Raw genomic sequence first — 12,522 nt, forward strand, 5'->3', positions numbered from 1 at the left:
GTCACCACGGCACCGGGCCCTCGTCGTCGACGAAGGTGCCGGTCGGGCCGTCCGGCGGGATCGTCGCCATCCGCACCGCCGCGACCGCGCCCTGCGCCGGGGTCCGGAACCCCGCGTGGCCGTTCAGGTCGGTGGCGCAGTAGCCCGGGCAGACGGCGTTGACCAGGATCCCGTCGGGCCGCAGCTCCCTCGCGTACTGCAGGGTCAACGACGTCAACGCGGTCTTCGACGGGGTGTAACCGGCGGAAATCGGCAGCTCGACGGCGGGATCGGCGTTCCGGGCCAGCGACGCGGCGCTGCTGGAGACGTTGACGATGCGCGGCGCTTTCGACCGGCGCAGCAGCGGCAGCAGCGCGTTCGTCACCGTGACGACGCCGAAGAAGTTCGTCTCGAAGATCGTGCGCAGCGTGCCCAGGTCGGCCGTGCTGGGGCTCTGGTGTGCCAGGTCGGTGCCCGGTGGGCGGGCGATGGCGGCGTTGTTGACCAGCACGTCGAGCCGCCGGTAGCGCTCTTCGAGTGAGGACGCCGCCGCCGCGACCGAGGCGGGATCGGTGACGTCGAGGACCACCGAATCCGCGCCCAGCTCCGCGGCCGCCTTCTCGCCCAGTTCCGCGTTGCGGGCGCCGATGACGACGGTGTGCCCGAGGGCGGCGAGCTGGGCGGCGATCTCGCGGCCGATGCCCTTGTTCGCGCCGGTGACCAGAGTGATTTCGTTCATGGCTCCAGCACACCAGCGGGCGCCTCGCGCGAGCCAACACCGATGCCGCATCGGCCGATACTCTGGCGGTATGGAGACGCGGGAGCTCGCGTATTTCGTGGCCGTCGCCGAAGAACTGCACTTCGGCCGCGCCGCGCGGCGCCTCGGCATGGCGCAGCCCCCGCTGTCGCGCGCCATCCAGCAACTCGAACGCCGCATGGGCGTGCCGCTGCTGAACCGCACGAGCCGCGGTGTGACCCTGACGCCAGCAGGCGCGGTTTTCCTCGCGGAGAGCCGCAAAGCGCTCGACGCGGTGGCCGCCGCGGTCCGCCGGGCCCAGCGCGCGGGCCAATCCGAACCGAAGCTGCTCGTGGCGATGAAACCCGACGGCGACGCGGGCCTGCTGGCGACGATCCTGCCGCGGTACCGGGAGGACCCGGACGCGATCGAGGTCGAGGTCGTCGTGGGCGGGGTCGGCGAGCAGTCCCGCATGCTGCGCGACGGCCGCGTCGACCTGGCGTTCCTGCACGGCCCGCACGACGACTGCGCCGGGTTCGACACCGAGCTGCTGCTGGAGCAGGACCAGGTGGCGATGCTCGCCCGCGGCCACCGGCTGGCCGGCCGGTCGGCGCTGGTGCTCGCCGACCTGGACGGCGAGCCGTTCCCCCGGTGGCCGGGCAGCGACGTGCGCGGGCCCGAGATCCGGGACGCGGGGCAGCTGCTCCAGCTCGTGGCGCTGGGCCAGGTCGTCGCGGTGGTCCCGGAGTCGGCCCGCCGCCACGCGCGCGCGGACGTCGTGTGCGTCCCGGTGCTCGACGCGCCGCGGACGTCGGTGCTGCTGGCGTGGCCCGACCGGACGCGCTCGCGCGCGGTGGCCGCGTTCGTCCGGGCGAGCACCGACGTCAGATCCCCGGCGGCTCCTTCGCCCACTTAGGCGGCGCGGGCGGCTCGTACGTCGCGAACTTGTCGAGCAGCACGGCCGGATCCGGGTCGGTCAGCAGGAGCTGCCGGTAGCCGTCCTTGAGGAAGCCCTCCGCGACCATGTGGTCGGCGAACGTCATCAGCGGCTCGTAGTAGCCGTCGACGTCGACCAGGCCGATCGGCTTGCCGTGCAAGCCCAGCTGGGCCCACGTCCAGACCTCGAACAGCTCCTCCAGCGTGCCCGCACCGCCCGGGAGCGCCAGGAAACCGTCGGACAGCGCCGCCATCTTGGCCTTGCGCTCGTGCATGTCCTTCACGACGTGCAGCTCCGACAGCCCGGCGTGCGAAATCTCGACGCTCGAGAGCGCCTCCGGGATCACGCCGATCACCTCGCCACCCGCCGCCAGGGCCGCGTCCGCCACCACGCCCATCGTGCCGACGCTCGCGCCGCCGTACACCAGGCCGATGCCGCGCTGGGCCAGGAGCTTGCCCAGCGCCGCCGCCTGCTCGGCGTAGCGCGGCGAGAAGCCCATGGACGAACCGCAGAACACGCAGATCCGGCTCATCAGTGCGTGTCCTCCCAGGCCTGGTAGGACTCCTGGACCACGCGGACGGCGTCGTCGATGTCGTCGGTGACGTGCAGCAGGTCGAGGTCGCCCGGGCTGATCTTGCCCTCGGCCATCACCGAGTTCTTGATCCAGTCGTACAGCCCGCCCCAGTAGGCGCTGCCGAACAGGACCACCGGGAACTTCGTGACCTTCTTGGTCTGCACCAGGGTCAGCGCCTCGAACAGCTCGTCGAGCGTGCCGAAACCGCCGGGCAGGCAGATGAAGGCCTGCGAATACTTGATGAACATCGTCTTGCGGGCGAAGAAGTAGCGGAAGTTGACGCCGAGGTCGACCCACGGGTTCAGGCCCTGCTCGAACGGCAGCTCGATGCCGAGCCCGATGGAGAAGCCGCCGGCCTCGGCCGCGCCGCGGTTGACCGCCTCCATCGCGCCCGGGCCGCCGCCGGTCATCACGGCGAAGCCGGCGTTGGCGAGCGCGCCGCCGATCTTGCGGCCCAGCTCGTACTCGGGGTTCTCGCGCTTGGTGCGCGCCGAGCCGAACACGGTGACCGCGCGCGGGACCTCGGCGAGCGCGCCGAAGCCCTCGACGAACTCGGCCTGGATCCGCAGCACGCGCCACGGGTCGGTGTGCACCCAGTCGCTCGGGCCGCGCGAATCCAGGAGCCGCTGGTCGGTCGTGCTGCCCTGGTCGCGGCGGTCGCGGCGCAGCACGACCGGGCCCTTGTGGCGCTCTACCGGGCGTTCGGGGTACTGGCCGTCCGGCCATTCAGACTGTTCGCTCACTTCCCCATGCTACGGCCTGCCCGCCAGCGAGAATGCGAGAAGCGCCGTCGAGGTGAAGTCGATGGCGGGCTCGTTGCTGGGCCATGAACTCAAGTCGTCGGCGTAGCGACTTCCTTGGCCGTCGAAGGATTCATACGGACGAGTGCATTCCTTCGCGCCCGCCGGGAACGGCAGGTCGGCGAAGTTGTCCGCGCCGTTGGGGCCGTTGACGACCGCGCCGTACAGCACTTTCGAAGGTCCGGCGAGGTTCGCGGCCTGGTGGTGCGGGCACCGCGGGAACGTCGAGCCGACGCCGACCACCAGCGACACGCCCCACGCGTTGGCGCCGAGGGTGAAGTCCCGCTGCTGCGCCCCGAAGGCCGCGTAGCGCGAGTCCCCGGTCACGCGCTGGTAGAGCCGGGCCGTGGCGGCGAACCCGAAGCTCTTGCTGGCCGCGTCGAAGTCGGTGACCGCGACGGCCGTCCGGAATGGACTCTTCTTCGCCGCCTCGACGCCGGAGTCGAGCTGGCGGCGCAGGTCCGCGGCGAGGTCGCGGACGCCGAGCGCGGCACCCGGCACCCCGGCCCGCAGCAGGACGGCGAGGTCGGCGTGGGCGAGCGCGCTCGTGTCGTACAGGTTCAACGTGCTCTTGTCGCCGCTGCCGATGTAGGCCTTCGCCCACTTCGCCGCTTCGCGGGCCCAGCCGGTCGCGCGCGGGTCCTTCAGGGCGCGGGCGGCCAGGGCGAGCTGTGTCGCGCCCAGCTCCAGGTCGTCTTCCCACGACGACTCCGGGTAGTAGGCGTGCGGGTACGCCGTGACGAGCTCGCCGACGTCGGCCGTCTTGGCCTGGGCGAACACCGCGGCCGCTTCGGCGAGGTAGTGGCGGGCGAGCTTCGGGTCGCGGTGGGCCTGCACCTGCGCGCCGAGCGCGAAGGCGGCGGCGACGCGGCCCGCGAGGTTCGGCGAGAGCGGCGCGCCCGCCGGGGCGGCCGGGAACACCGGGCGGTGCTTGACGAAGTACGCCGGGTCGCCGGGCCGGACGTCGAGAGCGTCGTCGTCCTGCGGGTTGCGCCAGACGTCGTGGTCGCCGAGGAAGCCGAACTCCTCGCTGCCGGTGCCGATGCCGACCTGGGCGTAGAGCGTCTTCGTCCGGCCGTCCCACATCTTGTCCAGCCAGTCGAGGCCGAAGCGGACCTCCTTGGCCAGCACCGGATCGGGGTCCTCACGCAGCACGAACCCCAGCTCGGCCAGCGAATACGCGGTGTTGGACGTGAACTTCACGAAGTCCCCGGCGTCGACCCAGCCGCCCTCGACGTCGACCGGGCCGCCCTGCGGCTTCAGCGGTTCGACGATTTCGTCGCCGCCCTCGCCCTCGAACTTCGGCTCCGCGTAGACGGTCGCGGTCCGGTCGGCGAGGTGCGACGGCTTCCGGTCGAGGCGGCCGGGGACGACGTCGTGGCCGTCGCGCTGGGCTTGGAAGAACTCGGTGGTGGCACCGACGAGCGGGCGGAAGAGGCGGCGCGCGGTGTCGATCCGGAACGGCGGCGACGTCGCCCCGGCAGCCTTGACGCGGTAGGTGCCCGGCCGGTCCAGAGTGGACAGATCGAGGTCGAACACCGCCGGGTAGCGCGCGTTCCAGGAGCCGAGGCTCACGCCGGTGCGCCCTTCCCGGACCGTGCGGCCCCGCTCGTCGACGACGGCGAACTTCCCCGGCGCGCCCCCGAGGAGGTAGGCGTGCTTCGCCTCGCCGAGCGCGTACCCGACCTGGTCGACGCGCACCTCGGCCGGGGTGGCGGCCTCGGCCGGGGTCGCCGCGAGGGGCACGGCGAGCGCGGCCGCCGTCGCGAGGGGAAGCAGGCGCATGATCGCCCTCCACTTTGTTAGGAAAGTTTCCTATTAAACGCTAGCCTGGGCGCGCTCGGGACGTCAATATGTCCGTTTCCGCGCTCGCGGCGGCGATGACCTACCGTGGGACCATGACCGAACCGCTCGGCGCGCGGATCCGGCGGCTGCGCGCCGACCGCGGGTGGACCCAGCGCGAGCTGGCGGAGCCGGGCTACGACCGGGGGTTCCTGGCGAAGGTCGAGACCGGGAGCCGGCCGCCGTCGGAGGAGATGCTGGCCTACCTGGCCGACCGGCTCGGCCTGACGGTCGACGAGCTCCGGTTCGGCCGTCCGCCGGGCATCGCCGACGAGCTGCGCGCGTCGCTCGACGAGGGTTACCGCGACCTCGAACAGGGCCGCGTCGCCCTCGCCGAAGAGCGGTTCGCCGACGTCGCGAAGCAGGCGGCGGGCTACCACCTCGACGACGTCGAGTGCTACGCGCGGTTCTGCCAGGCCGAGGTGAAGTGGCAGCTGTTCGACGTCTCGGGCGCGCAGGAGGAGCTGGAGCACGCGGCGGAACTGGCGGAGGCGGCACCGCCGTGGCTGCGGGCGATGATCGTGCACCGCTGGTCCGGCTGCCGGTACCTGAGCGGCGACGCGGGCACGGCGATCGCGCGGGTCGAAGAGGCACTGGCTTCCCCGGATCTCGATCCCGACGCGGAGTTGTGCCTGCTCAGCGCGTTGATCCACCCGCTGATGGAGATGGGCGGCCTGCACCGCGCCCGGCGCGCGGCCCTCGACGGCGTTCGTCTGACGCGCGCGGCCACGCGGCCGGACTTCGTCGCGCGGTTCCACAGGCAGGCGTCGCAGGTGTGGCAGGCGATCGGCCGCGCGGAGCAGGCGGAGCAGGACCTGACGGAGGCGTGCCGCCTGTTCACATCGGTGGGTTTCGACCGAGACGCGGCCCGTTGCCGCTGGGCCCGCGGGTACTTGCTGCGCCGCCTGGGCCGCGTGGCGGAGGCCCGGGAGGAGCTGACGGCGGCCCGCGACCAGCTCGCGGCCATCGGTGCCGAGGAGGGCGTCGCGGGGGCGACGGTCGAGCTGGCCGAGGTCCGGCTCCGCCAGGGTGAGCCGGACGAGGCCGCGGAGCTGGTTTCTTCGGTCTGGCCGCTGTTGGCGCGTGACGTCGAGGCGCTGGGCGAGGCGACAGGGTTGCGGGGGTTGATCGCGCAGGCCCAGGGCGATCTTGCGGCGGCGACGCGGCTGTTGAGGGAGGCCGCGGACATCCAGACGCGGGCTTCGCTGCACGGGGCGGCGGTTTCGACGGCCCTGCGACTCGGCGACGTGCTGCGGGAGCAGGGGCGGCTTGATGAGGCGGTCGAGGCTTATCGGCGCGGCCTCGACTCGGCTTCTACCGACACCTGAGCGCGGACCAGCGCCCGCGGCGGTCCGCGCACCCGCTACACACGCCCGCCACCAAGCGGACCTGCGCACCCGGTGGTCCGCCCGGCGCGAAGTCCCTACCAAAGTCTGGTGAATTGGTTCAGACCAGTCGGCAACCCGGCCGTTTGCTGGGGTTTCGCCGGAATCCGCGTGATCGCCGAAGTGGCCCGCTGCTCCGTTCGGCCCATTGACCGACCGGCGACCGGAACCTTTACTCGGACGCGTCCGGCGCCATAACAGCAGTTATCCCGCCGGGCACATTCCTCGCGTTCCCCGGAAAGGTGCCCCATGAGATCCCCACGTGGGCTGGCGGCGATCGCCGGCCTGGCCCTGACCTTCGCGGTGCCGGCGATCCCGGCCGCCGCCTCCCCCGCTCCCGCCGCCACCCCGCCCGAGGCGCTCGCCGCCCGTGCCGCCGACCAGGCCGCCTCCTCCGGCGCCGACCGGCTCGCCAAGGGCACCGGGGAGGCCTTCGTCCGCACCGGAGTCACCCCGGGTGGCGGCGGGCTCTACTTCGCCTCCTACCGGCGCACCTACCACGGCCTGCCGGTCGTGGGCGGGGACGCGGTCGTCGTCGCCGACGGCGCCGGGCGCGTCCGCGGCACCGAAGCCGCCGAGACCGCGCCGATCACCGTCGACACGAAAGCCGCCCTGAGTGCCGCGCAGGCGACGAAGATCGCCGCAGCCACAGTGTCCACAGTAGACAAGACCGACGCACCGAAGCTGGTCGTGCTGGCCGGGAACGCCCCGAAGCTCGCCTACGAGGTCGTCGTCAGCGGGCACCAGGGCGCCACGCCGACCCGTCTGCACGTCTTCGTCGACAGCGCGACCGGCGCCGTCCTCGACACGCGCGACGACATCCGCACCTTCGCCGGACCCGCCCGCGCCGCCGCGCCTGTGGCGGCCACCGCTGCGGGCACCGGCAACTCCTACTACGCCGGGACCGTCTCCATCGACACCTCCGGCTCCGGCAGCTCCTACTCGATGACCGACCCCGGCCGCCGCGGCATCGCCTGCGGGCGCGAAGGCGGCTCGATCTTCACGAAGAGCACCAACACCTGGGGCAACGGCTCCGGCACCGACCTCGAAACCGGCTGCGTCGACGCCCTCTACAGCGTCCAGACCGAGTGGAAGATGCTCGGGGAGTGGCTGGGCCGCACCGGCATCGACGGCGCGGGCGGTGGCTTCCGCGCCAGCGTCGGCCTCAACGACGTCAACGCCTACTGGGACGGCTCCTCGACGCACTTCGGCCACTCGCAGGACAACCGCCGCCAAGCCACCCCGATGGACGTCGTCGGCCACGAGTTCGGGCACGCCATCTTCCAGACGACGCCGGGTGGCGCGGGGTCCGGCAACGAGAACGGCGGCCTCAACGAGTCCACCGGCGACATCTTCGGCGCGCTGACCGAGTTCTACGCCAACAACCCGAAGGACACCCCGGACTTCAGCGTCGGCGAGGGCGTCAACCTCGTCGGCCAGGGCCCGATCCGCTACATGGACAACCCGTCCAAGGTCGGGGACCCGAACTGCTACTCCTCGGCCATTCCGAACACCGAGGTGCACGCCGCCGCGGGGCCGCAGAACCACTGGTTCTACCTGCTCTCCCAAGGCAGTGCCGCCAGCCCGACGTGCAACAACTCCACGGTCACCGGCATCGGCATCCAGAAGGCGGGCAAGATCTTCTACAACGGTCTGCTCAAGAAGACGTCGTCGTGGAACCACCGCGCGGCCCGCAAGGCCACGCTCGAAGCCGCGATCGCGCTCTTCCCGGGCAGCTGCGCCGAATTCACCGCCACCAAGGCCGCCTGGGACGCGGTGAGCGTCGCCGCGGTCAGCGGTGAGCCGACCTGCAGCGGCCAGCCGCCCGCGGGCAACGACTACTCGCTGACGCTGTCGCCGACGTCGGCGTCCGTCCAACCCGGACAGACCGCCACCACCACGGTGACCACGCGGATCACCTCCGGCAACGCGCAGACCGTGCAGCTCCTCGCGACCGGCCTGCCCGAAGGCGCCAAGGCGACCTTCAGCCCGGCGAGCGTCCAGTCCGGCGGCTCCGCGACGCTGACCATCACCACCTCGGCGACCACGCCGGAGGGCACCAGCCAGGTGACGGTCACCGGCGACGGCACCGACGCCGACCACACCGCGCAGTTCTCGCTCACCGTCGGCACCGGCACCCCGCCGACCGGCTGCGACGGGATCGCCGAGTGGGACGCGGCGAAGGCGTACGTGCCCGACGACGTCGTCGGCCACAACGGTCACAAGTGGACGTCCCTGTGGTACTCGACCGGCGCCGAGCCCGGCGCGCCCACCTCGTGGGCCGTGTGGAGCGACGCGGGCGCCTGCTGATCCCGGCCGCGCGGTGGTGGACCACACCACCGCGCGGCCTACCCTGAACCGGTGGAAAGGCGGCCCGAGTGAGCGAGAGCGTCGGCGAACGCCTGCGTGAGCTGCGCACCGAACGCGGCCTGACGCAGCGGGAGCTCGCCGGACCGCAGTACTCCGCGGCGTACGTGTCGTCGGTCGAAACCGGCGCGCGGACGCCGTCGGGCGACGCGCTCCGGTTCTTCGCGCAGCAGCTCGGCATCGACCCCGACGAGCTGCTCGGCGGCAGCTCGCCGCGCGAGCTGATCGAGCTCGACCTCGAGCTCGATCGAGACGGCGGAACGGTTCCTGGCCGGCGACGCCCGCCGCGCGACCCCGCGGATGCAGCGGATCCGGCGCCGCGCCGAGCGGCTCGACCGGCCGCGGCAGGCCGGGATCGCGCTGCTGTGGCTGGCCGGGTACTCGACCGGCGACGCCCGCACGAAGTACGTCGCGGAGGCCGAGACGACGCTCTCGGGCGAGCCGCCGCCGGTGCGGGCGATGGTCGTGCCGCTGCGCGCGGCGGTCCTGTCCGAGTGGGGCGAGGCGCGGTACGCGGTGCACCTGCTGGAAACCTGCCACGCCGAACTGCTGCGCGACGGCTACCCGCAGCCGTCGCTGCTGCTGACGTTGCGGGCCTGCCTCGCCGAGCGGCACCTGCGCCAGGGCGACCTGGAACGGGCGGCCGAGTACGCCGAGTCGGCGTTGCGGCTGCACCGCGGCGGCCCGGCGGTGCTGGCCGAACTGACTCGCAGCCACATCGAGGTGTGCCGCAGCCACCTGGCGGCGGACCGGTTCGCCGACGCGGCCGCGTCGGTCGCCGCGGCCTACGACCTCATGCAGGAACGGGCCCTGCACCCGGCGATGGCGCACTGCCTGCTGGCCAGGGCGCGGGTCCGCGGTCGCGCGGGTGACGTCGAGGGCGCGCTGGCCGACCTCGGCGCGGCGCGGGAGACGGCGTGGCCGGACGACGTCCCGGCGATCACCGTCGAGCTCGCCGGGGAGTACCTCGCGGCGGGACGGCTGGAGACGGCGGGCGCGTTGCTCGACCAGGTCCGGCCGTCGGTCGCGGCGGGCACGGCGCTGGCGGCGGAGCTGCGGTTGCAGCTGGGCTCACTGGCCATGGCCCGCGGCGACGCCCGGCGCGCGGCCGAGGACCTGCGGGCCGCCGTCGAGCTCGCCACCGGGCTCGGGGAACGCGGCGTGCTGGCGCGGGCGTTGCGGCCGTTGAGCGAGCTCCTCGGCGAGACCGGGCGGCAGGCGGAGGCGGCCGACGTGCTGCGCGACGGCCTGCTCGCCCTGGGCGCGGAACCCGCCTGAGCGGGATTCCTGAGCTGTACTAACGATTCCCGGTGATCGAGATCGTCCGGCGTTCGGATGGTGTCCGGCACAAACCCTACGAAAGTCGTTCCAGCGCGGAATTCACCGAGAACGCCCTGCTGCGGTGGGGTTTGCACGATTTGACGCGGTAATCCGGAACGCGGTATTAGTCCGTTCGGTCCATTGACGGCCCGAATCGCTGATCCTTTACTCGGATGCGTCCGGGCGCATACCTCCTGTTGACAGCCGGGACACGTCTCCTTTTCCCCTTGCCGGTCCACGATTTCGCCTTCCTGAAAGGGTGACCTCGATGACCCATCGTGCGTTCAGAACGGGCTTGGCGGCCGCCGCCGGGCTCGCCATGACGCTCGCGCTGCCGGTGACCCCGGCGAGCGCGGCTCCCCAGGCCCAGCCCGCGGCGCCGGACGTCGCCGCCGCCCGCGCGGCCGACCAGGCCGCCGCCAGCGGACTCGACGCGTTGCGCCGCGGCCCGGCCGAAGCGTTCCAGCGGATCGGGCTCACCGCCGGCGGCGGTGGCCTGTTCTACGGCGCCTACCAGCGGACCTACCAGGGCCTGCGGGTCGTGGGCGGGGACGCGGTGGTCGTCGCCGACGGCGCCGGACGCGTCCGCGGCACCAGCGCCGCGGAAACCGCGCCGATCACGGTCGGCACGCAGGCCCTCGTCGACGCCGCGAAGGCCGCCGCCACCGCGCGCGCCCAGCTGCCCACTGTGGACAGTGTGAGCACGCCGGAAAAGGTGGTGCTGGCCGGCGCCACCCCGAAGCTGGCCTACGAGGTCGTCGTCGCCGGGCGCACCGCCACGGCGCCGAGCAACCTGCACGTGTTCGTCGACGCCGCGACCGGCGCGGTGCTCGACAAGCGCGACGACGTCCGGACGTTCGACTCCGGCGCGAAGCGCCAGGCCCAGCCGAACACCGTGGAAGTCGCGGGGACCGGCAACAGCTACTACGTCGGCAACGTCTCCATCGACACGACGCAGTCCGGCAGCACGTACACGATGCGCGACCCGGCCCGCACGGGCTTGAGCTGCGGCCGCGAAGGCGGTTCCGTCTACAGTGGACCGGACAACACCTGGGGCAACGGCTCCGGCACCGACCTCGAGACCGGCTGCGTCGACACGCTGTTCGGCTCGCAGACCGAGTGGAAGATGCTTGGCGACTGGCTGGGCCGCAACGGCATCAACGGCACCGGCGGCGGCTACCCGGCGTCGGTCGGCCTCAACGACGTCAACGCCTACTGGAACGGCTCGTCGACGCACTTCGGCCACTCGCAGGACAACCAGCGCCAGGCCACCTCGATCGACGTCGTCGCCCACGAGTACGGGCACGCCATCTTCCAGACCACCCCGGGTGGCGCGGGGTCCGGCAACGAGAACGGCGGCCTGAACGAGTCGACCGGTGACATCTTCGGCGCGCTGACCGAGGCGTACGCGAACAACGCCAAGGACACGCCGGACTACGAGGTCGGCGAAGGCGTCAACCTGGTCGGCGACGGCCCGATCCGCTACATGTACCAGCCGTCGAAGGTCGGCGACCCGAACTGCTACTCCTCGTCCATCCCGAGCACCGAGGTGCACGCGGCCGCCGGTCCGCAGAACCACTGGTTCTACCTGCTGGCCGAGGGCTCGAACCCGGGTGGCGGCAAGCCCACCAGCCCGACGTGCAACAACTCGACCGTCACCGGCGTCGGCATCCAGAAGGCCGGGAAGATCTTCTACAACGGCCTGCTGAAGAAGACCTCGTCGTGGAACCACAAGGCCGCCCGCAAGGCGACCCTCGAAGCCGCGATCGCGCTCTTCCCCGGCAGCTGCACCGAGTACAACGCCACCAAGGCCGCGTGGGACGCCGTCTCCGTCACCGCGGCGACCGGTGAGCCGGCCTCGTGCAGCGGCGGCGGGGCGGACTTCTCGGTCGCGCTGAACCCGGCTTCGGGTTCGGTGCAGCCGGGCGCCTCGGCCACCACCACGATCAGCACCGCGATCACCTCCGGCGCGGCGCAGTCGATCACGCTGTCGGCGTCCGGTCTCCCGGCCGGCGCGACCGCGACGTTCAGCCCGGCCACCATCCAGTCCGGCGGTTCCTCGACGCTGACCATCGCGACGACCTCGTCGACCCCGACCGGCAGCTTCCCGATCACCATCACCGCCGACGGCGCCAGCACCGACCACACCGCGACGTACGCGCTGACGGTCGGGACGACGTCGTCGTGCGCCCCGGTGACCAACTCGACCCGCCTCGACATCCCCGACTACCCGGCGGCCGCGGTCAGCAGCACGAACACCGTCAGCGGCTGCGCGCGCAACGCGTCCGGCACCACGAAGGTCGAGGTGCACATCACCCACACCTACCGCGGTGACCTCGTCCTCGACCTGGTCGCGCCGGACGGCACGGCCTACCGCATGAAGAACTCGAGCAGCGACTCGGCGCCGGACATCAACACCACCTACACCGTGAACGCTTCTTCGGAAGCCGCGAACGGCGCGTGGCAGCTCCGCATCCGAGACGTCGGCCCCGCCGACACCGGTTACCTGTCCTCCTGGACGTTGACCGTGTAGCACCACCGGGAGCTTTCACGTGAAAGCTCCCACCTGGGGCCCGAGCTTT

Annotated in this window: 9 protein-coding genes and 1 pseudogene; 6 read left to right on the forward strand and 4 right to left on the reverse strand. The window is 72.3% G+C overall.

What is annotated here, in order from left to right:
* Position 1: 1 nt before the first annotated feature.
* Positions 2-718 (reverse strand): SDR family oxidoreductase, encoded by a 717-nt coding sequence (locus tag QP939_RS07315; protein WP_285455818.1) that lies wholly within the window; start codon positions 716-718, stop codon positions 2-4.
* A 70-nt stretch (positions 719-788) separates the two neighbouring features.
* Between QP939_RS07315 and QP939_RS07320 the strand changes: the two genes are divergently transcribed.
* On the forward strand, positions 789-1,631 hold the full coding sequence (locus QP939_RS07320) for a LysR family transcriptional regulator (RefSeq protein WP_285455819.1): 843 nt from the start codon (positions 789-791) through the stop codon (positions 1,629-1,631).
* On the opposite strand, the gene QP939_RS07325 is transcribed toward QP939_RS07320, so the two are convergent.
* The 3 genes from QP939_RS07325 to QP939_RS07335 are packed head-to-tail and all read right to left on the reverse strand — an operon-like array spanning position 1,600 to position 4,811.
* Complete coding sequence (locus QP939_RS07325) at positions 1,600-2,184, reverse strand: LOG family protein (protein ID WP_285455820.1); 585 nt, start codon at positions 2,182-2,184, stop codon at positions 1,600-1,602. The genes QP939_RS07320 and QP939_RS07325 overlap by 32 nt on opposite strands.
* Positions 2,184-2,969 carry an LOG family protein gene (locus QP939_RS07330; RefSeq protein ID WP_285455821.1) on the reverse strand — a complete coding sequence of 262 codons (786 nt, stop codon included), beginning with the start codon at positions 2,967-2,969 and terminating at the stop codon, positions 2,184-2,186. The genes QP939_RS07325 and QP939_RS07330 overlap by 1 nt, the downstream gene beginning before the upstream one ends.
* Positions 2,970-2,978: 9 nt before the next feature.
* Positions 2,979-4,811 carry a glycoside hydrolase family 9 protein gene (locus QP939_RS07335; protein WP_285455823.1) on the reverse strand — a complete coding sequence of 611 codons (1,833 nt, stop codon included), beginning with the start codon at positions 4,809-4,811 and terminating at the stop codon, positions 2,979-2,981.
* Positions 4,812-4,906: 95 nt separating this feature from the next.
* Here QP939_RS07335 and QP939_RS07340 point away from each other — a divergent pair, with 95 nt between their 5' ends.
* The 5 genes and pseudogenes from QP939_RS07340 (at position 4,907) to QP939_RS07360 (ending at position 12,473) form a co-directional block, all read left to right on the forward strand.
* The gene (locus QP939_RS07340) at positions 4,907-6,196 is read left to right on the forward strand and encodes a helix-turn-helix domain-containing protein (RefSeq protein WP_285459685.1); all 1,290 of its coding nucleotides are present in this window, start codon (positions 4,907-4,909) and stop codon (positions 6,194-6,196) included.
* A 306-nt stretch (positions 6,197-6,502) separates the two neighbouring features.
* Entirely contained in the window at positions 6,503-8,563 is a 2,061-nt protein-coding gene (locus QP939_RS07345) for a M4 family metallopeptidase (protein ID WP_285455824.1), read from the forward strand.
* Between the two features lie 68 nt (positions 8,564-8,631).
* Positions 8,632-8,757 (forward strand): annotated as a pseudogene (locus QP939_RS07350) (helix-turn-helix transcriptional regulator); the annotation flags it as partial.
* A 163-nt stretch (positions 8,758-8,920) separates the two neighbouring features.
* A complete protein-coding gene (locus tag QP939_RS07355; protein ID WP_285455825.1) occupies positions 8,921-9,898 on the forward strand; it encodes a tetratricopeptide repeat protein in 978 nt (325 codons plus the stop codon).
* A 310-nt stretch (positions 9,899-10,208) separates the two neighbouring features.
* Positions 10,209-12,473, forward strand: coding sequence for a M4 family metallopeptidase (locus tag QP939_RS07360; protein ID WP_285455826.1), 2,265 nt, complete (start codon positions 10,209-10,211; stop codon positions 12,471-12,473).
* Positions 12,474-12,522: the final 49 nt, after the last annotated feature.

Origin of the sequence: Amycolatopsis nalaikhensis (genome assembly GCF_030264295.1) — a bacterium.
Lineage (GTDB): Bacteria > Actinomycetota > Actinomycetes > Mycobacteriales > Pseudonocardiaceae > Amycolatopsis > Amycolatopsis nalaikhensis.

What these genes read in the sequence shown, in the direction of transcription:
- QP939_RS07315 (WP_285455818.1), bottom strand. Translation starts at nt 718, where the DNA reads ATGAACGAAATCACTCTGGTCACCGGCGCGAACAAGGGCATCGGCCGC.
- QP939_RS07320 (WP_285455819.1), top strand. Translation starts at nt 789, where the DNA reads ATGGAGACGCGGGAGCTCGCGTATTTCGTGGCCGTCGCCGAAGAACTG.
- QP939_RS07325 (WP_285455820.1), bottom strand. Translation starts at nt 2,184, where the DNA reads ATGAGCCGGATCTGCGTGTTCTGCGGTTCGTCCATGGGCTTCTCGCCG.
- QP939_RS07335 (WP_285455823.1), bottom strand. Translation starts at nt 4,811, where the DNA reads ATGCGCCTGCTTCCCCTCGCGACGGCGGCCGCGCTCGCCGTGCCCCTC.
- QP939_RS07340 (WP_285459685.1), top strand. Translation starts at nt 4,907, where the DNA reads ATGACCTACCGTGGGACCATGACCGAACCGCTCGGCGCGCGGATCCGG.
- QP939_RS07345 (WP_285455824.1), top strand. Translation starts at nt 6,503, where the DNA reads ATGAGATCCCCACGTGGGCTGGCGGCGATCGCCGGCCTGGCCCTGACC.
- QP939_RS07355 (WP_285455825.1), top strand. Translation starts at nt 8,921, where the DNA reads ATGCAGCGGATCCGGCGCCGCGCCGAGCGGCTCGACCGGCCGCGGCAG.
- QP939_RS07360 (WP_285455826.1), top strand. Translation starts at nt 10,209, where the DNA reads ATGACCCATCGTGCGTTCAGAACGGGCTTGGCGGCCGCCGCCGGGCTC.